We start from the raw sequence: 19,411 nt of genomic DNA, 5'->3' as shown, positions 1-19,411 counted from the left end.
CTTAACGGTAGGTAAGTTGTACCACAGGTGCTTACCTATCGTTAAGTCAGTTATGCTGGGGCGGTGCCGAAACCCTCCGACACCAAGCAGCGCATCCTCGACGTCGCCCGCGACCTGTTCACCACCCATGGCGTGCAGCGCACCAGCCTGCAGGACATCGCCGACCGGCTGGGCATCACCAAGCCCGCGCTCTACTACCACTTCCCGTCGCGCGACGAGCTGGTGCGCAGCATCGTCGCCCCGATGCTCGACGACGGCGAGCGGTTCCTCCTCGAGCAGGAGGCCCGCGGCGACGCGCCGGTGCGGGAGCTGATCGAAGGGTTCTTCGACTTCAACTACCGCCACCGCGCGGACGTCATCATGCTGCTCGCGGAGATGCCGACGCTGGCCGACCTCGGCCTCATCGACAAGGCATTGGGCTGGCGGACCCGGCTCACCCGGCTCATCTGCGGGCCCGACCCGGGCCTCGAGGCGCAGGCCCGCGCGATCCTGGCGCTCGGCGGCCTGCAGGACGTCTGCATGCAGTTCCCCGACGCCCCGGTCGACGAGCTGAAAGCCGCCGCCGTCGCCGGGGCCCTCGACGCGCTGGGCCGCTAGCGCACGGCCGCGCGCGCGATGATCGCCGCGGTGTCGACCCCGGCGGGCAGGGTGCCGAACGCGATGCCCCAGTCGCCGCCGAAGCGGGACGCGCAGAACGCGTCCGCGACCGCCGGGTCGCCGTGGCGCACCAGCAGCGAGCCCTGCAGCACCAGCGCCATCGCTTCGACCAGCCGCCGCGCCCGGTACTCGATGCCGTCGAGGTCGGTCAGCTCCTTGCGGACGCGGTCGACGGCGTCGTCCAGCCGCGCGTCCCCGCCGGCGGCCTGTTCGACCTCGGCGAAGAACGCCGCCACCGACTCCGGCTGCTTGCCCATGGCGCGCAACGCGTCCAGCGCGGCGACGTTGCCCGAGCCTTCCCAGATCGACGACAGCGGCGCCTCGCGGTAGAGCCGCGGCATGCCGGATTCTTCGACGTACCCGTTGCCGCCGAAGCATTCGAGCGCTTCGGCCGCGTGCATCGGGGCCCGCTTGCACACCCAGTACTTCGACACCGCCAGCCCGAGCCGCCGGAACGCCTGCTCCTGCGCGTCGCCCGGCCGGTCTTCCGCCGCCGCCAGCCGCATCGCGACTGTCGTCGCCGCCTCGGACTCGAGCACCAGGTCGGCCAGGACGTTGGCCATCAGCGGCTGGTCGACCAGCGCCTTGCCGAACGCCCGCCGGTGGGTCGCGTGGTGGATCGCCCGCACCGCGCCCAGCCGCATGCCCGACGCGCTGCCGAGCGTGCAGTCCAGCCGGGTGTTGTTGACCATCTCGATGATCGTGCGGACCCCGCGGCCCTCCTCGCCGACCAGCCAGCCGACGGCGTTGTCGTACTCGATCTCCGACGACGCGTTGGACCGGTTGCCCAGCTTGTCCTTCAGCCGCTGCAGCCGGATCGGGTTGCGCGAGCCGTCGGGCAGGACGCGGGGGAGCAGGAAGCACGACAGCCCGCCGGGCGCCTGGGCCAGGGTCAGGAACATGTCCGACATCGGCGCCGAGGTGAACCACTTGTGCCCGACGAGGGTGTAGCTGCCGTCGGCGCTCGGGGTCGCGGTCGTGGTGTTGGCGCGGACGTCGGAGCCGCCCTGCTTCTCGGTCATCGACATGCCCGCGATCAGGCCGCGCTTGGTGGTCGGCTCGCGCAGCCCGAAGTCGTACTCGGTCGCCGCCAGCAGCGGTTCGTACCGCGCCGCCAGCTCGGGGTTGGCGCGCAGGGCCGGGATCGCCGCGTAGGTCATGGAGATCGGGCAGCTGTGCCCGGCCTCGACCTGGCCCCACACGTAGAACTTCGCCGCTCGCGCCGCGTGCGCCCCGGCGCGGGAGTCCCGCCACGGCGTGCCGTGCAGGCCGTGCGAGACCGCGACCGTCATCAGCTCGTGCCAGTGCGGGTGGAACTCGACCTCGTCGATGCGGTGGCCGTAACGGTCGTGGGTGCGCAGCACCGGCTCGTTCTCGTTGACCAGCCGCCCCCACTCCTGGGCCTGTTCGCCGCCGGCGAGCCGGCCCAGCTCGTGCACCTCGTCCGCGGCCCACCCGGCCCCGGCCCGCTCCAGACCCTCCAGCAGCGCCGGGTCCGCCCCGACGTCGTGACCCACGAGCGGCGGGACCTGGTTGGTGACCTCATGCGTGGCGGGCATCGGAACCTCCTAGAGCGCGGACGACGAACGTGCGGCAGCTCGGCGACATCACCGGCGTTTCCGCTGGTCAAGGGACCGATCAGGACTTCGGCGGCGGCACCGACGAGCGCGGCGGCGGTCAGCTTGCCGTCCTGCGGCGGCAAGGCACCCTGCCGCACCCCGGCGGTGACGTGCTCGGCGACGACCTCAGTGAACGCGCGCCGGAACTCGAGCCGTTCGGCGTCGATCAGCGCGTCGACCGGCTCGGCCAGCAGCGCGTACGCCTGCCGGGGTGCCTTCAGCGCGCGCTGGGCGAAGGTCTCGAACACGGCCAGGACCCGCTCGGCGGGCTCACCGGGGGCCGCGGACGCCTCCCGGACCGCCGCCACCTCCCGCGTGACGACCTGCCGGAACACGTGCACGACCAGGTCGGCCTTGGTGGGGAAGTGCTTGTACACGCTGCCGACGGCCACCCCGGCACGCTCGGCCACCGCGGCGACGGAACAGCCGCTGTAGCCGTGTTCGGCCAGCTGCCGCGTCGCGGCGGCGATGATCGTCTCGCGCTGGGCGTCGAGGCGTTCCTGCACCTTCGGGGTGCGGCGGTAGGGCACGTCAAGAAGTGAAGCACTGATTCATTGCTTCAGCAACCGCGTCGCGCCCCGCGCCTCGATGTCGGCGGGCAGCTTGCGCCGCAGCACGGGCTCGGCCAGCCAGCGCAGGGGGGTGGTCGCGGACCGGCAGCGGCGCCCTCTACAAGCACTTCCCCTCGACAGCCGCCCTGCTGGAAGCGGCCGTGCACGACAACCTGGATCGCCTCACCGCCCGCACCGCCGAGACCCCCGACGACCCGCGGGAAGCCCTGCGCGTCCTGGCCGACGTCGCTCGACTCCTCGGTCGCGGCCCTCAACCTCCGCACCCGAGCCCTTGCGCTGGAGCGCACTCCAGCTCCTACCGTCGAAACCATGACCACCCCGCAGCACAAGATCGGCTCCGGCTTCGGCGCCACCAGCACCGCCGCCGAAGTACTCCACGGCATCGACCTCACCGGCAAGCTCGCCCTCGTCACCGGCGGCTACTCCGGCCTCGGCCTCGAAACCACCCACGCCCTCACCCGAGCCGGCGCGCACGTGATCGTCCCCGCCCGACGCCGCGCCACCGCCGAGGCCGCCCTCGACGGCATCGCCGACGTCGAGATCGACGAACTCGACCTCGGCGACCTCGGCAGCGTCCGCGCCTTCGCCGACCGCTTCCTCGCCACCGGCCGCCGCCTCGACATCGTCATCACCAGCGCCGGCATCATGGCCGCCCCCGAAACCCGCGTCGGCCACGGCTGGGAAGCCCAGTTCGCCACCAACCACCTCGGCCACTTCGCCCTCGTCAACCACCTCTGGCCCGCCATCGCCGACGGCGCCCGCGTCGTCTCCGTCTCCTCGCGCGGGCACCACTTCTCACCGATCCGCTGGGCCGACCCCCACTTCGAGACCGGCTACGACAAGTGGCTCGCCTACGGTCAGGCCAAGACCGCCAACGTCCTGTTCGCCGTCCACCTCGACCGGCTCGGCCGCGACCGCGGCGTGCGCGCCTTCGCCCTGCACCCCGGCTCGATCCTCACCAACCTCGCCCGCCACATCCCGCACGAGGAACGCCTCGCCCAAGGCTGGATCGACGAAAACGGCACCCCCAGCGGCTACTTCAAGACCCCGGAAGCCGGGGCCGCCACCCAGGTCTGGGCCGCCACCTCACCCCAGCTCGACGGCATGGGCGGGGTCTACCTCGAAGACTGCGACATCGCCGAACCCGCCCCCGACGGCGACGGCGTCACCGACGTCGGGCTCCGCGTCGGCGTCCGCGACTACGCCATCGACCCGGAACAGGCCGCGCGCCTGTGGACGCTCTCGGCCGAACTCACCGGCGTCGACGCTACTTCCCGGCGATCACGCCCACCGCGATCCCCAGGATCGCCGTGTTGTAGACGAACGACACCACGCTGTGCGTCAGCACCGTGTACCGCACCGGCCGCGCCCGCACCTCCACATCGGACGTCGCGAACGACGTCCCCACCGTGAACGCGAAGTACGCGAAATCCAGCAGGTTGGGCCGCTCCGTCGCCGGGAACCGCAACCCCGGCCCCGGAGCGGCCCGGTAGTGCAGGTGCGCGTACCGGTCCGCGTACCCGAAGTGCAGCAGGATCCACGCCGCCAGCACCGCCGGCACCGCACTGATCTGCAGCACCAGCGCGTACTCGTCGTCCTCCTCGGCGATCGCGTTCGCCACCAGGATCAACCAGCCCGCCGACATCCCCACCACGCTCACCAGCAACGTCGCCGCGAAGCTCGACCGCCGCCCCAGCAGGCTGTGCAGCCACTCCGGCTCGCCGTCGGCCACCAGCCGGTACCGGCGGATCCGCAGCCACCGCGTCACGATCACCGCCACCGCCAGCAGGTCCCACGCCAGCAGGAACACCACATCCAGCCCCGTGTCCGGCGCGAGCAGCCACCCCAACCCCAGCAGCACCAGCAGGAAATCCGCGCACTGGTACCAGAACCTCCGCAGACGACGCACCGCGCGAAGCTAACCGCCCCCGCCCGCCACGGCACCCCGGATCACCCGCTCAGGTGGCCCGCTTCACCAGTGCCACCAGGTACCGGCAGGGGAGCGGACCCGGGTTCACGAACACGCAGTCCGCCGCCGGACCCAGCTGCAGGCAGTCCCCGGCGGCCAGCTCGTGCACCTCGGTGCCCTCGTGGAACCGCAACTGCCCGTCCAGCACCCAGATCTGCTGGTGCAGGAACGTGTACGTGCCCGCCGCCAGCGGAACCTCCGCGCCCGGCGGCAACTCGACCTCCACCAGCTCCAGCGGACGCCCGCCGGCGGGGGAGACCGCCCGCCGCCGGTAGCCCGTCTCCGGGTCCACCCACACCGGCTGCTCCGCCGCGCGCACCAGCCGCCGCTCGTCACCCTCGGCCCGCGCGATCAGCTCCGACAACGTCATGCCCAGCGCGGCCGACAGCCTCGCCAGCAACGCAGCCGTCGGCTGCACGTCACCCCGCTCGATCTTGCCGATCATCGCCCGCGAAACCCCGGACTGTTCGGCCAGCGCTACCGCGGACAGGCCGCGCGACGTCCGGGCCGCGTGCACGGTGGCGGCCAGGCGGGCAGTCAGGGGATCAGTCATAACCGGGATACTATACGACTCAGTCTGGCTACCATCTGAGCCATGATTCGAGCCGCCACCACCCGGGACGCCGCCGCCTGCGCCGCCCTTTACGCCCCCTACGTCACCGACACCGCCATCTCCTTCGAAACCGAGCCACCCGGCCCCGAAGAAATGGCCCGCCGCATCACCCACGCCCACGCCTGGTACGTCCTCGACGAAGACGGGCACATCGCCGGATACGCCTACGCCACCCCGTTCGCCCCGCGCGCCGCCTACCAGTGGTCCTGCGAGACCAGCATCTACCTCGAACGCGGCCGTCGGCGCACCGGTGCCGGGCGCGCGCTCTACGAGACGTTGTTCGAGCGGCTGCGCGAACGCGGGTTCCACCGCGCCTTCGCGGGCATGACCCTGCCCAACGACGCCAGCGCCGGCCTCCACCGCGCGCTCGGCTTCGAACCGGCGGGCGTCTACCGACGCGTCGGCTGGAAACTCGGTGCCTGGCACGACGTCGCCTGGGTCCAGAAGGACCTTCACGCAACCGATGGTTGCACTCGCCCGCCGGAGCCGCTAACGTGACACGCAACCAAACGTTGCACAAGGAGCCCGGCATGGAACACGGCACCATCGAACGCGAAATCCACATCGACGCCACCCCCGACGTCGTCTTCGACGTCGTCAGCAGCCCCCAGCACCTCCGCGAATGGTGGCCCGACGAGGCCGAATACCCCGTCGAACCCGGGGGAGCCGGCCGCATCGGCTTCGGCGGCCACTGGGTCCAGTTCACCGTCGTCGACGCCGTCCCCGAAACACTTCTCCTTCCGCTGGACCCACGAAGCGGGGGAGACCGCCGCACCCGGCAACTCGTTCCTCGTCGTCTTCGAACTCGAACCCACCGCCACCGGCACCCGCCTCCGGATGACCGAAACCGGCTTCCGCGAACGCGGCTGGGACGAAGCCAAGATCGCCGCCGAGTACGCCGACCACGTCAGCGGCTGGGACCACTTCCTGCCGCGCCTGCCCGGCTACGCGACCAAAGTCGGCAGCAAGGCATGAGCACCGCCGTGGACGACGACCTCTGGTCGGCCATCGGCGACCCCACCCGCCGCCGCCTGCTCGACCTCCTGCTCGCCGACGGCACCGCGACCGCCACCAGCCTGAGCGAACACCTGCCCGTCACCCGCCAGGCCGTGGCCAAGCACCTCGCCGTCCTCGACCGCGCCGGCCTCGTGCACGCCGCCGCCGCGGGCCGCGAAAAGCAGTACCGCGTCGACGAAACCCAGCTCGCCCGCGCCGTCGCCCAGCTCGCCGAAGTCGGCAACACCTGGGACGCCCGGCTCCGCCGCATCAAGCGCATCGCCGAAACCATCGAAAGGAACCGCTGAACCATGGACATCCTGCACCGCATCGGCATCCACGACGCCACACCCGAGAAGGTCTACGAAGCACTCACCACCCTCGACGGCCTGTCGGGCTGGTGGACCGAGAAAACCGTGGGGGACACCGAACCCGGCGGCGTCATCGCCTTCCGCTTCATCCCGGGTGGCTTCGACATGAAGGTCCTCGAGACCGTCCCGGGCAAGCTCGTCCACTGGGAAGTGGTCGACGGCCCACCGGAGTGGCTCGGCACGACGATCCGCTGGGACCTCGAACAGCGCGACGACTACACGATCGTCCTGTTCAAGCACGAAGGCTGGCGCGAGGCGGGCGAGTTCATGCACCACTGCAGCACGAAGTGGGCGAGCTACCTGCTGAGCCTCAAGCAGCTCGTGGAGACCGGGGAAGGAGCCCCGAGCCCGCGGGACGTGCAGATCAGCGACTGGCACTGACGTTACTTGACATAATGTACATTATCGGCACTTGGTGACCAGCTGCGCCGAAGTGCCGAGAGGGGCGGAAGAAGGCCGGGACGCGAGCGAGTTCGTCAGAACGGCTTCTCCTCGGGTTTGGCGCCGGGCCTGAGACGCGAGTCCTCGTTCCGACGGTTTGAGCTGGCTACCGGCCGAGCCTGCAGGACCGAGAGAATGTCCCCTGGAGCTGCGGATCCAACGTCCTGCCACTCGACCTCAAAACGTCACGGTGACGAAACTAGGTTGAGTTCGCGGGTGTCGCAGAGAGCTTCGATGGGCGCCGAGGTCGACTCTCGTGAGCCACCTGGTCCCAGCCCGGACCCTCGACGATCTCGCCTGCCGCCAGTCGAACACGCGTGCGATTCCCTGTTGTGTGCGCACAGGAGGCGTCTGAGGCCCCGAAACTGCCTCAGGCGAGACCTCGGATCCCCCGGGAGCGGATTCCCGGCCATCCCGACGTTTCATGCATAATGGCAATTATGCATGAAACGTCAGGTCCGAACCCGGCCACGGAAACTGTCGGTGCCGTGCGGTACAAGATCCACATGAAGGTTTCCGAGGCGCAGCAAGCCTTCTTCGCCGCCCGCCGTCCCCGCAAGGACTCCCCGCACACCACCGACGCCTACCGCCGGGACCTCGCCGGGATCACCACTCTCCTGGCTTCGGAGCTGGGCCGGGACGCCGAAGACCTGGAGGTGGCCGATCTGACCGGTCCGGCGCTCCGGTCGGCGTTCGGGGTGTTCGCGGACGGGCACGCGAAGAGCTCGGTGCTGCGGGCGTGGTCGACGTGGAACCAGTTCCTGACGTTCTGCGTGGCCGACGGGCTGCTGGCCGGGAACCCGATGGGTGCGGTGGCGCGGCCGCGGACGCCGGCGTTGACGCCGAAACCGTTGCGGGGTGAGGAAACCCCGGAGCAGCTGCTCTCGGCGGCGGCCGCGGGTTCGCGGCGTGCGCGGGACCCGTGGCCGGAGCGGGACGTGCTGGTGATCGCGCTGGGACTGGTGGCGGGGTTGCGGGCGGCGGAGATGCGGGCGCTGACGTCGCGGTCGCTGGTGGGGCGCGCGGGTGAGCCGCGGTTGCACGTGCGGGGCAAGGGCAGCCGGGACCGGTCGATCCCGGTGCAGCCGGTGCTGGCGGAGCTGATCGAGCGGTACCGGGAGTCGTGCCGGGCGCGGTTCCCGGGGATGCGGTTCTCCCCTGGTTCGCCGTTGCTGCTGGACCGCTCGGGTGAGCCGATCGGGCGGGGTGCGCTGGAGTACCTGGTGAAGTCGTGTTACCGGGGTGCGGGGTTGCACGACCGGGTGCCGGCGGGGGCGAATCTGCACGCGTTGCGGCACACGTTCGCGACGCGGTTGGCGGAGGACGGGGCGACGGCGTCGGAGATCATGGCGTTGCTGGGGCACGCGAGCTTGGCGACGAGCCAGAACTACATCGAGGCGACGGGCCGGGAGCAGCGTGCGGCAGCGGCGAGCAACCGGACGTACCGGGCGTTGGACGGTTTGGGCTGAGTCCGTGCGCGCGCGGTCGTGAGTGGCGTTTGGGGTTCTAACCCTAATTGCCACTCACGACGTCGGTGGGCTCCCCCGTGCGGGTGGTCAGCGGAGCTGTTCGAGGTCTTTGGCGGCGCGGGCGATTTCTTCGGCCAGTGTGCGGAGTTCGCGGGGGTCGGCGTCGTCGTCGACGGCGGTGACGATGTCTTCGGCCGCGCAGCGCAGCTGGAACAGGCGGTCTTGGAGGGCGGCGATTTCGGTGTCGGAGAGCACGACGGCGTCTTCGGGCAATCCGCTTCGCTGCAGGGCGGTGCGGCGTTCGTAGGCGCGCTGGCGGCAGGATTGGCCGCAGTAGCGGCGTCGTCGGCCGACGTTGCCGGCTTCGGGCAGGCGGCGGCCGCACCAGCCGCAGTGCTTCGGGGCGCCGCGGCGGGCGGGGGCGGGTTCGAGCTGGGTCAGTTCGGCGGCTTCCCTCACCCGGGAGACCCTAGCTGGCCATCGTCCGCTCATGCCGGGGTCATGCCGGAAGTGCACACTTGAGGGATGCACGCGTCGTTCCCGTACTTGGCCGATCCGCTCCCCCGTGCGTTCGCCCACCGCGGGTGGCACCTGGACGAGCTGGAGGGGTTGGAGAATTCGCTGCCGGCGTTCCGGCGGGCGTGTGCCGAGGGGTACCGGTACCTGGAGACGGACGTGCACGCGACGGCGGATGGCGTGGTGGTGGTGCACCACGATCCGAACCTGGACCGGACGACGGACGGTTCGGGGCCGATCGCGACGAAGACGTGGGACGAGCTGAAGAGCGTCAAGGTCGCCGGGAAGGTGCCGTTGTCGCGGCTGGAGGACCTGCTGGAGGAGCTGCCGGACGCGCGGTTCAACGTGGACGTGAAGGCGGATCGGGCGGTGGAGCCGTTCGTGCGGGTGCTGGAGCGGATGAAGGCGCACGACCGGGTGGCGGCGGCGGCGTTTTCGGACGCGCGGCTGGTGCGGTTGCGGAAGCTGGCGGGGCCGAAGCTGGTGACGGCGATGGGGCCGCGGTCGGCGTTCGCGTTGTGGGCGCGGGGGAAGCTGCCGTTGCTGCCGCTGGGGCGGCTGGTGCTGGGGGCGATGGCTCAGGTGCCGGTGCGGCAGGGGGCGTTGCGGGTGGTGGACAAGGCGTTCCTGGCGATGGCCGGGCGGTCGGGCATCGAGGTGCACACGTGGACGATCGATGATCCGGCGGAGATGCGGATGTTGCTGGACCTGGGGGTGCATGGGATCGTGACGGACCGGCCGGACCTGCTGCGCGAGGTGCTGATCGAGCGGGGCGCGTGGCAGCGGTCGCAGGAGTCGTGAGTGTTTAGGGCGGTTAGAACCAGGCGGTTAGAACCGCCCTAAACACTCACGAGGGGGTCAGCGGGGTGGTTTGCCGGTCCAGGCGGCTTCCCAGGTTTTGGGGCCGAGGAGGCCGCTGTCCTTGATGCCGTTGGCGCGCTGGAGGTCGAGGACGGCGGTGCGGGTCTTGTCGTAGTAGCAGCCGGTGCCGGTGAAGCCGTAGCCGAAGGCGTTCATGCGGAGCTGGAACGCCTTGAGCGGGGTGGCGCAGTCGCCGTAGGAGTAGACGACGCCGGGCCAGGCGGGTTTGGGGCCGCTGCCGGGTGGTGGGGCGGGCAGTCCTCCCCCGCCGATGTAGGCGGATTCGGCGTAGGTGGGGACGCGCTTGCTGCGGGCGTCGGCGTCGCCGGCGAGCTTGAGCATGCCGGCGCATTGCCAGGGTTGCCAGCCGCGCATGCGGTAGAGGTAGAGGGCGCGGTAGTCCTGTTCGGCGGGGGCTGCCTGGTCGGGGCGGCCTTGTCCGCCGACGCTGCGCCAGGTGGGCAGGTCGAACTGGTAGGCGCCGTAGTAGCCGTTGCCGGTGTTGGTGGCGTAGCGGCCGCTGGACTCGCACATGCGGAGCTTGGCCCAGGCGCTCGACGCGGGGTCCGCGGAGGCCGTGGCGGGGGCGGTGAGCGGCAGACCCAGCGCGGTGATGGCGAGCAGCAGGAGTCTGGCGACCGTGCGTCTCCGGTTGTGGATCATGCGAGCACAGTAGGAGTGTGTCCCTTTGACCACAAGAGACACACTGCGCGCCTCAGTCTCACATGAAACTCTGTTCACTCGGGTTCGCGACACGCCGTGGGGGGTCGACCGTGATCTCCCCGGAAGTGGCGAATGATCACGAAGCGACAAAGCGGACACGGTTTGGGCGGCCCGGTCCTTCGTGTTGCGAAGCACCAGTAGTCTCCGCGCTGACCTGGAAGTTCTCGACACCGAGGAGCCGTGGATGACGCTGGCCGGGACGCGTTCGACGAGGCGCGAGCGCTGGGGCTGGTATTTCTACGACTGGGCGAATTCGCCGTTCTATTCGTCGACGACGACGGTGTTCGGGGCCCTGTCGATGAGCTCGATCGCGGCGGCGGACGCGAAGACGAACATCACCCTTAACGGGGACCGTCCGTGCGTCGACGCGGCCGGGAAGGCGGACACGCTGCAGCACTGCGACGTGTCGTTGTTCGGGCTGCACTTCCCCGCCGGTTCGGTGTGGGGGTACCTGCTGTCGGTGGCGACGGTGGTGCAGGTGCTGGTGCTGCCGATCGCGGGTGCGGTGGCCGACCGCAGCCACAACAAGCGGCGGATCCTGGGCGGGTTCGCGTTCCTGGGCGCGGCCGCGGCGGCGGCGATGTTCTTCCTGGCGGGCTCGGACTGGCAGCTGGGCGTGGTGCTGTTCATCGTGGCGAACATCGGGTACGGCGGTTCGCTGGTGATCTACTACTCGTTCCTGGTCGACATCGGCGGGCCGGACGAGCGGGACGCCATCTCGGCGAAGGGCTGGGCGTTCGGGTACCTGGGTGGCGGGCTGGCGCTGGCGCTGCAGCTGGGGTTCTACCTCGGGCACGACACCTTCGGGGTGAGCGAGGGCCTGGCGGTGCAGATCTGCTTCCTGACGTCGGGGCTGTGGTGGGCGGCGTTCACCGTCCCGGCGGTGCGGGCGCTCCCCCGGCGGCACACGCCGGTCGACGTCGCGCCGGGCCGGTCGGTGCTGCGGGCGGGGTTCGCGGAGCTGCGGCAGACGGTGGTGTCGGCGAAGGCGTTCCCGTTGACGCTGGCGTTCCTGGGCAGCTACCTGGTCTTCACCGACGGGATCAACACGGTGGTGACGGTGTCGGCGCAGTACGGGAAGGACGAGCTGGGGTTCGGCAACAGCGTGCTGATCGTGACGATCCTGGTGATCCAGTTCGTGGCGTACCTGGGCGGGACGCTGCACGGGCTGGTGGCGCGGCGGATCGGGGCGAAGCGGACGATCCTGGGCAGCCTGGTGCTGTGGGTGGTGGTGCTGGCCGGGGCGTACTTCGTGCAGCCGAAGCAGATGTTGCAGTTCATCGCGGTGGCGGTGGGGATCGGGCTGGTGCTGGGCGGGACGAACGCGTTGTCGCGGTCGTTGTTCAGCCAGATGATCCCTAAGGGCAAGGACGCGCAGTACTACTCGCTCTACGTCGTGGGTGAGCGCGGGACGTCGTGGCTGGGCCCGCTGTTGTTCGGGGCGGTCGGGCAGGCGACGGGGTCGTTCCGGCTGGCCATCGTGGCGCTGGTGATCTTCTTCGCGGCGGGGCTGGTGCTGGTGTGGCTGGTGCCGGTGCGGCGGGCGATCGTGGCGGCGGGCAACACCCCGCCGGAGGTTCTGTAGGCACCGATAGGGTCGGGCGTCGTGACCTTGGTGAACGACCGTCCAACCGGCCCCGACCCCACCGATGCCCTCTCGTCGGTTCCCGCGGCCGGGTCGCGGCGCGGGACGCCGCCGGTGGGCAGGCTGAAGTTCTGCTACGGGCCGATGGACTGCGGGAAGTCGACGCTGGCGCTGCAGATCGACCACAACCACGCGCGGCAGGGGCGTCGTGGCCTGGTGCTGGTGCGCCACGACCGGTCGGGCGCGCCGCAGATCTCGAGCCGGATCGGGCTGAGCAGGCAGGCGGTGGAGGTCGGCGAGGACACCGACGTGCGGGAGCTGGTGCGGCAGGAGTGGGCGCGCGGGCAGCACGTGGACTACGTGGTGGTGGACGAGGCGCAGTTCCTCTCCCCCGGTCAGGTCGACCAGCTGGCGGAGCTGGCCGACGAGGTCGAGATCGACGTGTACTGCTTCGGGATCGCGACGGACTTCCGGAGCCGGTTGTTCCCAGGTGCCGCTCGTCTGTTCGAACTGGCGGACGAGTTGCAGCCGGTTCAGGTGGAGGTGTTGTGCTGGTGCGGGCTGCCCGGGCGGTTCAACGCGCGGGTGCTCGACGGCGAAGTGGTGCGCGAGGGCGACACCGTCGTGGTGGCAGATACCGAACAATCCGTAGTTGAATCTTCAGCTTCAGCGCGTTTTGAGGCCGAATCCGCTACCGTGCGTTATCAGGTATTGTGCCGCCGCCACTTTCGGGCGGGTGACTTGGGACCGGTTACCGCTCATCACGGTCAGTTACGGTTGACCTGAGCTGGGCGCCAGTAGCCCATCCGGGGGATATCAGCACTAAGAAGGCCGTATTGACGTCACGCCGGAGCGCGAAACGCCTCCTACTAGAGGAAGCTGATCCCGGCGGGTGACGCAGCTCATCGTGAGCAACGACATGGCTTCCCGGGAATCCCCGGGGCCCCCGAGTCGTTGCATAGGGTGAGCATCACCCTGGCTCCACCCCGGAGCTGACTGAAAGGACCCCCATCATGGCCGACCGTGTTCTTCGTGGAAGCCGGCTGGGAGCGGTCAGCTACGAGACCGACCGCAACCACGACCTCGCCCCACGGCGCACCGTGCGCTACGCCTGCCCGAAGAACCACGAGTTCGAGGTGCCGTTCTCCGACGACGCCGAGATCCCGACGGTCTGGGAGTGCCGCCTGCACGGAAGCGAGTCCGAGATCGTCGACGGCGGGCAGCCCGAGCAGAAGAAGGTCAAGCCGCCGCGCACCCACTGGGACATGCTGCTCGAGCGGCGCACGATCCCCGAGCTTCGAGGACCTGCTCAACGAACGTCTCGCCGAGCTGAAGGGCCGCCGGACCTCCCGGTCCGCGTAGCGCTCCAGGAGCTCGGCCCGTAGCCACCGCTCCCACCACAACGAAGAGCCCCCGCGACCTCCCCCCGCGGGGGCTCTTCCGCGTCCTGGGGTGGTGTCTTGAATGAGTCATTCAGGTCTCCGGAGGTCTTGAATGACTCATTCAAGACGCGCGGCTCGGCGGCTGGATGGGCCGGTGGGCTCAGCCAGTGCGCCTCGCGCGTGGGCGCGCTGCAGCGGCTCGGCCGACCACTGAACCGCCGGGCCGCTGCGACTGCTCGGCGCGCCCGCGAATGCCGGGCGGCCAGGGCTCGGCTCGCCGTCCGCTGGGGCGATGGCGGACCCTCGAGAGCTACTCGCGCGGGCTGAATGGCCCGTTCAGCGCCGCCCACTGCAGGAGCATGATCGTCTTCGCGTCGGCGATCTCGCCCGTGTCGATCATCTTCACCGCCTCGCCGAACGGCAGCTCCACCACCTCGATGTCCTCCCCCTCCTCGGCGAGCCCGCCGCCTTCGCCGCGCTCCGCCGGGCGGTACGGCGCCGCGTAGCAGTGCAGGCGCTCGGTCACCGAGCCCGGGCTCGTGTACACGTCGAACACGTGCTCCAGCTCCCCGATGCGGACGCCCGTCTCCTCCGCGGCCTCCCGGCGGATCGCCGTCTCCGGGTCGTCCTCGTCCAGCAGGCCCGCGGCCGTCTCCAGGAACATGCCGTCCGGGTGGTCGTTGACGTACACGGGGTAGCGGAACTGGCGGGTCAGCAGGACCGTGCCGCCCTCGAGGTCGTACAGCAGCACCGTCGCGCCGTTGCCGCGGTCGTACGTTTCGCGCTGCTCCGTCGTCCAGCGGCCGTCGCGGTGCTGGTAGTCGAACGTCGTGCGGCGCAGCACGTGCCACGCCTTGGCGATCAGCTCGACCTTCGTGACGCGCACCCGCGGGTTGCGGGCCGGGGCGCTTGTGGGAGAACTCATGCCTCGACCATAATGTGCATGAGTCGGAAGAAACAAGGAGGATCGTGCATGCTGGTGGGCGAACGCCGTGACCTGCTGCTGGCCCGGCTGGCCGCCGACGGCAAGGTGCTGGCCAAAGACGTCGCGGCCGAACTGGGCGTCTCCGAGGACAGCATCCGCCGTGACCTGCGGGATCTGGCCGCCGCCGGGCTCTGCCAGCGCGTCTACGGCGGGGCGCTGCCGGTCTCCCCCGCCGTCGCCGACTACGCGAGCCGGACGTCGATCGCCGTCGAAGGCAAAGATCGGGTGGCCGCCGTCGCCGCCGGGCTCGTCCGGCGCGGCTCGACCGTCATCCTCGACGGTGGCACCACCACCCTCGCCGTCGCCAAGGCGCTCCCCCGCGACCTCGAGGCCACCGTCGTCACGCACAGCCCCACCGTCGCCGTCGCGCTGCTGGAGCACGCGCGCGTCGAGGTCTTCCTGCTGGGCGGGCGGCTCTTCCGGCACTCGGCGGTCACCTGCGGCGCGGCCGCCGCCGAGGCCGCCCAGGCCATCAGCGCCGACGTCTTCCTGCTCGGCGTCACCGGCGTGCACCCCGAGGCCGGGCTCACCACCGGCGACGCCGACGAAGCCGCGATGAAGCGGACACTCGCCCGGCGCGCGGCCGACACCTACGTCCTCGCCAGCGCCGAGAAGCTCGGTGCGGCTTCGCGCTTCCCTGTGCTGCCCTTCGTCGACGTCGCGGGCGTCATCACCGACGCCGACGACGCAAACGTGCAGAAACTTGCAGAGTCGGGTGTGAAGGTCCTCAAGGCCTGACTTCGACGTACCACTCGCGGCCCAGCACCAGCGCGAACACCGGCACCGGCAGCCACACCAGCACCCGCAGCACCGGCGCGAGCCGCCCCGTGCCGCGGACGTCGGACACGTGCGCGGCCAGTGCCGCCTGCTTCCGCGCGGCGAACCGCCGCACCAAGAACCGGTGCGTGATGGCTGAGGCCGGGCTGTAGGCGCGGCTCAGCGCGGCCACGTCGTACCGGAACGGGATCCGCAGCGCCCGGATCAGGCGGACCAGGCGCACGACGACGTCACGCGGCATCGTCGCCTCCAGCAGCCGCGTGCCGGTCAGCCGGGCCGCGCGGCGGGCGACCTCGTGCACCTTGACGTGGTCGGGGTGGCCGTAGCCGCCGTTGGGGTCGTAGCCGAGCAGCAGGTCGGCGCGCTCTTCGTGCAGCACGGCGGCGAGCCGGTGCGCGGCCTCCTCGGTGTCGGCGCGGACGAACCGCTGCCGTCCCGGCGGGTCGGGGTACAGCACCGGCCCGTGGCCGCTTTCGGCGTACCCGAGGTGCACCACGCGCCGGACGCCGAGGATGGCCGCCGCGGCTTCCAGCTCGGCCCGGCGCGGCGTCGGGCACTCCTCGCCCATGCCGTCGGTGGCCACCACGACCACCACCCGGTGCCCGTCGGCCGCCGCGCGGGCCAGTGTGCCGCCCGACAGCAGCGCGGGGTCGTCGGCGTGGGCGTGGAAGGCCACGATGGTCGTCATCCGCCCCATGATGGCCGAGAACGGGAGAAGACGGCATGACTGAGCACCGGGTCCGGTTCGCGGCGATCTTCGACGCGGAGGTCCGCAGGCAGAACGACCGCTTCCGCGCCGCGGCCGCCGTCCGGCCCGGCGAAGACGTCCTCGACGTCGGCTGCGGCACCGGCGAGTCGACGCGGGAAGCCGCGGCAGCCGGCGCGAACGCGCTCGGCGTCGACGTGTCCGAGCAGGCGATCGCCAAGGCCCGCGAGCTGGGCGGAGCGGCGTTCGAAGTCGCCGACGCGCAGGCGCACCCGTTTCCGGCCGGGGCGTTCGACGTCGTGCTGTCCCGGTTCGGGGCGATGTTCTTCCCCGACCCGCCCGCCGCGTTCGCCAACCTCGCCCGCGCCCTGCGCCCCGGCGGCCGCCTGGTGCTGCTGGTGTGGCAGACACGCGACCGCAACGAGTGGTACTCCGTGCTGCACGACGCCGTGGCGCCCGGCAGCACCCCGCCGCCGCCCGGGCCGCACTTCTCCCTCGGCGACCCGGACGCCACCCGCGCGCTGCTGGAGGGCGCCGGGTTCACCGACGTCGTGTTCACCGAGGTGGCCGAGCCCGTCTGCTACGGCCCCGACGCCGCGACGGCGTGCGAGTTCGCACTCGGCCTGCTCGACGTCAAGCAGCTGCTCGACCACGGGGACGAGCAGTCGGTGGCCCGCCTGCGCGACGCCTTCGCCGCACACGAAACCCCCGAGGGAGTGCTGCTCGATTCCCGGACGTGGCTGGTGACCGCGCGGGTCAGCCGCGCTTGACCAGCCGCCGCAGCTGCTGCCAGCGGCGCTCGAGGCCCCACTTGGCCACCCGCAGGAACGCCTCCTGGATGATCGAGCCGCTCATCTTCGACTCGCCGATCTCGCGCTCGGTGAAGGTGATCGGGACCTCGACGATCTCGAACCCGGCGTCGGCCGTGCGGATCGTCAGGTCGATCTGGAAGCAGTAGCCGTGCGAGACGACCTCGTCCAGGGCCAGCTTCTCCAGCACCGGACGCCGGTAGGCGCGGAACCCGGCGGTGATGTCGCGGACCCGCATCCCCAGCGCCAGCTGCGAGTAGAGGTTCGCCCCGCGCGAGAGCACCTGGCGGTTCACCGGCCAGTTCACCACGCTGCCGCCCGGCACGTAGCGCGAGCCGATCGCCAGGTCGGCGTCGCCGACGGCGTCCAGCAGGCGCGGCAGGTCCTCCGGCGCGTGCGAGCCGTCGGCGTCCATCTCGACGATCGTGTTGTACTCGCGCGCCAGGCCCCAGCGGAACCCGGCGATGTAGGCGGCGCCGAGGCCCGCCTTCTCCGTGCGGTGCATGACGTGGACGTGGTCGTTCGCGGCCGCCCGCTCGTCGGCCAGCTCACCGGTGCCGTCCGGGCTGCCGTCGTCCACCACGAGCACGTGCACGTCCGGGAGTACCTTGTGCAGGCGATCCAGGATCGGGCCGAGGTTCTCCCGCTCGTTGTAGGTCGGGATCACCACCAGCACCGGCTCGATTCCCCGGGCCCCCCGCGGCGCCTGCGACATCCGTGCTCCTCCGATATCCGCGGCGGTCAGTCCGCCGCTTCCCCTGCTGCCGTGCCGGCGCTCGCGCGCCGGGTGCGAAAACGGAGTACGAGCCCACCGGCCACCCCGGCGATCGCCAGTGCCAGCAGCCCGTACTCCGTCCACGCACCGAGTCGATCCGACAGCGTAGTCTGCGTCCGCAGCGGCACGCGCCCGACCAGGGAGTCCGCCGTGAAAAGGCCCGTTGAGCTGGTCACGGACCCGTCCGGCGCGACGATCGCGCTGACGCCGGAGACCGCCGACACCACGACGGCCCGGCCGTGCTCGACCGCCCGCAGCCGCGACATCGCCAGCTGCTGCAGGCTCATCTCGCTCTCGCCGTACCACGCGTTGTTCGTCGGGACCACCAGCAGCTCCGCGCCGTCGCGGACGGCGTCGCGGGCCGGGTAGTCGAACGCCGCCTCGTAGCAGACGAACACGCCGACCTTCGTGCCCGCCGCGGGCATCGTCTGGTTGGCGCCGTCGCCGGGGACCATGTCGACGGTCTCGGCGTCCAGGAACGGCGTCACCAGCTCGGCGACCTTGCGGGCGGGCACGTACTCGCCGAAGGGCACCAGCTGCTGCTTCGCGTAGCGCGCGCCGGGCCCGGTGCTCGGGTCCCAGTCGATGACGGAGTTCTGCAGGTGCCCGTCGGGCAGCTGGTAGATCGCGCCGATCAGGGCGGGCACGCCGAAGTCCGCGACGAGCTGGTCGACCTGCGGGTCGGGGCCGGTGACGGTGGTGGCGCTTTCGGGCCACAGCAGCAGGTCCGGTTTCGGGACCCGCCCGGCGCGGACGTCGGCCAGCAGCCGCTCGCTCTCCGCGATCGTGTTGCGCCGCAGCAGCCCGCGCTCGCCTTGCAGCGCGAGCCCGATGTCGGGGGCGTTGCCCTGCACGGTCGCGACCGTGCGCTCGCCGTCCTGCGCGTCGGTCCCGATCGTCGGCCACAGCGCCAGCCCGGCGATGACGGGCAGCACCGTCCCGAGAGCGGCGAACGCCACCGGGCGGGTGACTTCGCGCCGCTCCCACATGCGGGCGGCGAGCGCGGCCAGGCAGAAGCCGGTGAACACGACGGCGAGGCCGACCAGCGGCGCGCCGCCGATCGAGGCCAGCGGCAGGAACGCGCCTTCGGGCTGGCTGAACGCCACCCGGCCCCAGGGGAAGCCGCCGAAGGGGAACCACGCGCGGGGCGTCTCGAGCGCGATGAACACCAGCGCGGCCCACAGCGGCGCCGCGGGCAGCCGGGAGACCCACGTGATGAGTCCGCCGGCGAGGCCGTAGTAGAGCGCCAGCGCGAAGGACAGGCCCAGCCACGGCCACGGGCCGAAGTCGGGGCCGAGGAAGTCCAGCAACCAGGTCAGCAGCGGCAGGAAGAACACGAACCCGAACGCGAAGCCGTAGCCGAACGCGCCGCGGAAGGTGCGGCCGCGCAGCACGAGGGCGAACCCGGCGAACGCCAGCGGCGCCAGCCACCACAGCGGGCGCGGCGCGAAGCTGAGGTAGTAGGCGAAGCCGGACACCAGGGCCGTGGCCAGGCGGAGCAGCCAGGCGCGCGGGAAACGCCGGGTTCGGGCGGGTTGGTGCGGGGCGCCCGGTTCGGGGTCCGCCACGGTGACTGCCACGGAAG

Annotated in this window: 19 protein-coding genes and 5 pseudogenes; 14 read left to right on the top strand and 10 right to left on the bottom strand. The window is 71.1% G+C overall.

Going from position 1 to position 19,411, the window contains the following annotated elements:
- Positions 1 to 63: 63 nt before the first annotated feature.
- Positions 64 to 597, top strand: coding sequence for a TetR/AcrR family transcriptional regulator (locus tag QP939_RS39970; RefSeq protein WP_285451733.1), 534 nt, complete (start codon positions 64 to 66; stop codon positions 595 to 597).
- On the opposite strand, the gene QP939_RS39965 is transcribed toward QP939_RS39970, so the two are convergent.
- Positions 594 to 2,216: an acyl-CoA dehydrogenase family protein gene (locus QP939_RS39965; RefSeq protein WP_285451731.1), complete on the bottom strand. Its 1,623-nt coding sequence runs from the start codon at positions 2,214 to 2,216 to the stop codon at positions 594 to 596. The two genes, QP939_RS39970 and QP939_RS39965, sit on opposite strands and share 4 nt — an antisense overlap.
- Positions 2,200 to 2,806, bottom strand: a pseudogene (locus QP939_RS39960) (TetR/AcrR family transcriptional regulator). The gene QP939_RS39965 and the pseudogene QP939_RS39960 overlap by 17 nt, the downstream one beginning before the upstream one ends.
- 351 nt (positions 2,807 to 3,157) lie before the next feature.
- On the opposite strand from QP939_RS39960, the gene QP939_RS39955 reads away from it, so the two are divergent.
- Entirely contained in the window at positions 3,158 to 4,261 is a 1,104-nt protein-coding gene (locus QP939_RS39955) for an SDR family NAD(P)-dependent oxidoreductase (protein ID WP_285451730.1), read from the top strand.
- Here the strand turns inward: QP939_RS39955 and QP939_RS39950 are convergent.
- A pseudogene (locus tag QP939_RS39950) lies at positions 4,206 to 4,616 on the bottom strand (DUF1345 domain-containing protein); the annotation flags it as partial. The gene QP939_RS39955 and the pseudogene QP939_RS39950 sit on opposite strands and share 56 nt — an antisense overlap.
- Before the next feature lie 190 nt (positions 4,617 to 4,806).
- The gene (locus tag QP939_RS39945) at positions 4,807 to 5,370 is read right to left on the bottom strand and encodes a helix-turn-helix domain-containing protein (RefSeq protein ID WP_285451729.1); all 564 of its coding nucleotides are present in this window, start codon (positions 5,368 to 5,370) and stop codon (positions 4,807 to 4,809) included.
- Between the two features lie 42 nt (positions 5,371 to 5,412).
- Between QP939_RS39945 and QP939_RS39940 the strand changes: the two genes are divergently transcribed.
- The 6 genes and pseudogenes from QP939_RS39940 (at position 5,413) to QP939_RS39915 (ending at position 8,707) form a co-directional block, all read left to right on the top strand.
- The gene (locus QP939_RS39940; protein WP_285451728.1) at positions 5,413 to 5,928 is read left to right on the top strand and encodes a GNAT family N-acetyltransferase; all 516 of its coding nucleotides are present in this window, start codon (positions 5,413 to 5,415) and stop codon (positions 5,926 to 5,928) included.
- Between the two features lie 32 nt (positions 5,929 to 5,960).
- A pseudogene (locus QP939_RS39935) lies at positions 5,961 to 6,101 on the top strand (SRPBCC family protein); the annotation flags it as partial.
- A 112-nt stretch (positions 6,102 to 6,213) separates the two neighbouring features.
- A pseudogene (locus QP939_RS39930) lies at positions 6,214 to 6,405 on the top strand (SRPBCC domain-containing protein); the annotation flags it as partial.
- A complete protein-coding gene (locus tag QP939_RS39925) occupies positions 6,402 to 6,734 on the top strand; it encodes an ArsR/SmtB family transcription factor (RefSeq protein WP_285459954.1) in 333 nt (110 codons plus the stop codon). The pseudogene QP939_RS39930 and the gene QP939_RS39925, both read left to right, overlap by 4 nt.
- A gap of 3 nt (positions 6,735 to 6,737) precedes the next feature.
- Complete coding sequence (locus tag QP939_RS39920; RefSeq protein WP_285451727.1) at positions 6,738 to 7,178, top strand: SRPBCC family protein; 441 nt, start codon at positions 6,738 to 6,740, stop codon at positions 7,176 to 7,178.
- 548 nt (positions 7,179 to 7,726) lie between these two features.
- Positions 7,727 to 8,707 carry a tyrosine-type recombinase/integrase gene (locus QP939_RS39915; protein ID WP_285451726.1) on the top strand — a complete coding sequence of 327 codons (981 nt, stop codon included), beginning with the start codon at positions 7,727 to 7,729 and terminating at the stop codon, positions 8,705 to 8,707.
- Positions 8,708 to 8,794: 87 nt separating this feature from the next.
- On the opposite strand, the gene QP939_RS39910 is transcribed toward QP939_RS39915, so the two are convergent.
- Positions 8,795 to 9,166 carry a hypothetical protein gene (locus tag QP939_RS39910; protein WP_285451724.1) on the bottom strand — a complete coding sequence of 124 codons (372 nt, stop codon included), beginning with the start codon at positions 9,164 to 9,166 and terminating at the stop codon, positions 8,795 to 8,797.
- Positions 9,167 to 9,232: 66 nt separating this feature from the next.
- Between QP939_RS39910 and QP939_RS39905 the strand changes: the two genes are divergently transcribed.
- Complete coding sequence (locus tag QP939_RS39905; protein ID WP_285451723.1) at positions 9,233 to 10,024, top strand: glycerophosphodiester phosphodiesterase family protein; 792 nt, start codon at positions 9,233 to 9,235, stop codon at positions 10,022 to 10,024.
- A gap of 57 nt (positions 10,025 to 10,081) precedes the next feature.
- Here the strand turns inward: QP939_RS39905 and QP939_RS39900 are convergent, their stop codons facing one another.
- On the bottom strand, positions 10,082 to 10,747 hold the full coding sequence (locus QP939_RS39900) for a transglycosylase family protein (RefSeq protein ID WP_285451721.1): 666 nt from the start codon (positions 10,745 to 10,747) through the stop codon (positions 10,082 to 10,084).
- 244 nt (positions 10,748 to 10,991) lie between these two features.
- Here QP939_RS39900 and QP939_RS39895 point away from each other — a divergent pair, with 244 nt between their 5' ends.
- The 3 genes and pseudogenes from QP939_RS39895 to QP939_RS39885 all read left to right on the top strand — a co-directional run bounded on the left by QP939_RS39895 (position 10,992) and on the right by QP939_RS39885 (position 13,754).
- Positions 10,992 to 12,392 (top strand): MFS transporter, encoded by a 1,401-nt coding sequence (locus QP939_RS39895; protein WP_285451720.1) that lies wholly within the window; start codon positions 10,992 to 10,994, stop codon positions 12,390 to 12,392.
- 21 nt (positions 12,393 to 12,413) lie between these two features.
- Positions 12,414 to 13,178, top strand: a complete 765-nt coding sequence (locus QP939_RS39890) for a thymidine kinase (protein WP_285451719.1) — start codon at positions 12,414 to 12,416, stop codon at positions 13,176 to 13,178.
- 227 nt (positions 13,179 to 13,405) lie between these two features.
- A pseudogene (locus QP939_RS39885) lies at positions 13,406 to 13,754 on the top strand (RNA polymerase-binding protein RbpA).
- 330 nt (positions 13,755 to 14,084) lie between these two features.
- On the opposite strand, the gene QP939_RS39880 reads toward QP939_RS39885, so the two are convergent.
- On the bottom strand, positions 14,085 to 14,699 hold the full coding sequence (locus tag QP939_RS39880) for an NUDIX domain-containing protein (RefSeq protein WP_285451717.1): 615 nt from the start codon (positions 14,697 to 14,699) through the stop codon (positions 14,085 to 14,087).
- 48 nt (positions 14,700 to 14,747) lie between these two features.
- On the opposite strand from QP939_RS39880, the gene QP939_RS39875 reads away from it, so the two are divergent.
- Entirely contained in the window at positions 14,748 to 15,497 is a 750-nt protein-coding gene (locus QP939_RS39875; RefSeq protein ID WP_285451716.1) for a DeoR/GlpR family DNA-binding transcription regulator, read from the top strand.
- On the opposite strand, the gene QP939_RS39870 is transcribed toward QP939_RS39875, so the two are convergent.
- Complete coding sequence (locus QP939_RS39870) at positions 15,487 to 16,224, bottom strand: PIG-L deacetylase family protein (RefSeq protein ID WP_285451715.1); 738 nt, start codon at positions 16,222 to 16,224, stop codon at positions 15,487 to 15,489. The two genes, QP939_RS39875 and QP939_RS39870, sit on opposite strands and share 11 nt — an antisense overlap.
- 35 nt (positions 16,225 to 16,259) lie before the next feature.
- Between QP939_RS39870 and QP939_RS39865 the strand changes: the two genes are divergently transcribed.
- Positions 16,260 to 17,012, top strand: coding sequence for a class I SAM-dependent methyltransferase (locus QP939_RS39865; RefSeq protein ID WP_285451714.1), 753 nt, complete (start codon positions 16,260 to 16,262; stop codon positions 17,010 to 17,012).
- Here the strand turns inward: QP939_RS39865 and QP939_RS39860 are convergent.
- Entirely contained in the window at positions 16,999 to 17,766 is a 768-nt protein-coding gene (locus QP939_RS39860; protein WP_285451712.1) for a polyprenol monophosphomannose synthase, read from the bottom strand. The two genes, QP939_RS39865 and QP939_RS39860, sit on opposite strands and share 14 nt — an antisense overlap.
- Before the next feature lie 26 nt (positions 17,767 to 17,792).
- Complete coding sequence (gene lnt / locus QP939_RS39855) at positions 17,793 to 19,406, bottom strand: apolipoprotein N-acyltransferase (RefSeq protein ID WP_285451710.1); 1,614 nt, start codon at positions 19,404 to 19,406, stop codon at positions 17,793 to 17,795.
- Between the last annotated feature and the right edge of the window lie 5 nt (positions 19,407 to 19,411).

Source organism: Amycolatopsis nalaikhensis (assembly GCF_030264295.1).
Taxonomy (GTDB): Bacteria; Actinomycetota; Actinomycetes; order Mycobacteriales; family Pseudonocardiaceae; genus Amycolatopsis; species Amycolatopsis nalaikhensis.
Note: the sequence above shows the minus strand (reverse complement) of the source record. Positions and strands in the feature narration are given on the sequence as shown.

Coding starts and splice junctions, on each gene's coding strand:
- QP939_RS39895 (WP_285451720.1), top strand. CDS start 10,992: ATGACGCTGGCCGGGACGCGTTCGACGAGGCGCGAGCGCTGGGGCTGG.
- QP939_RS39860 (WP_285451712.1), bottom strand. CDS start 17,766: ATGTCGCAGGCGCCGCGGGGGGCCCGGGGAATCGAGCCGGTGCTGGTG.
- QP939_RS39945 (WP_285451729.1), bottom strand. CDS start 5,370: ATGACTGATCCCCTGACTGCCCGCCTGGCCGCCACCGTGCACGCGGCC.
- QP939_RS39880 (WP_285451717.1), bottom strand. CDS start 14,699: ATGAGTTCTCCCACAAGCGCCCCGGCCCGCAACCCGCGGGTGCGCGTC.
- QP939_RS39920 (WP_285451727.1), top strand. CDS start 6,738: ATGGACATCCTGCACCGCATCGGCATCCACGACGCCACACCCGAGAAG.
- QP939_RS39965 (WP_285451731.1), bottom strand. CDS start 2,216: ATGCCCGCCACGCATGAGGTCACCAACCAGGTCCCGCCGCTCGTGGGT.
- QP939_RS39870 (WP_285451715.1), bottom strand. CDS start 16,224: ATGACGACCATCGTGGCCTTCCACGCCCACGCCGACGACCCCGCGCTG.
- QP939_RS39865 (WP_285451714.1), top strand. CDS start 16,260: ATGACTGAGCACCGGGTCCGGTTCGCGGCGATCTTCGACGCGGAGGTC.
- QP939_RS39955 (WP_285451730.1), top strand. CDS start 3,158: ATGACCACCCCGCAGCACAAGATCGGCTCCGGCTTCGGCGCCACCAGC.
- QP939_RS39940 (WP_285451728.1), top strand. CDS start 5,413: ATGATTCGAGCCGCCACCACCCGGGACGCCGCCGCCTGCGCCGCCCTT.
- QP939_RS39925 (WP_285459954.1), top strand. CDS start 6,402: ATGAGCACCGCCGTGGACGACGACCTCTGGTCGGCCATCGGCGACCCC.
- QP939_RS39875 (WP_285451716.1), top strand. CDS start 14,748: ATGCTGGTGGGCGAACGCCGTGACCTGCTGCTGGCCCGGCTGGCCGCC.
- QP939_RS39900 (WP_285451721.1), bottom strand. CDS start 10,747: ATGATCCACAACCGGAGACGCACGGTCGCCAGACTCCTGCTGCTCGCC.
- QP939_RS39905 (WP_285451723.1), top strand. CDS start 9,233: ATGCACGCGTCGTTCCCGTACTTGGCCGATCCGCTCCCCCGTGCGTTC.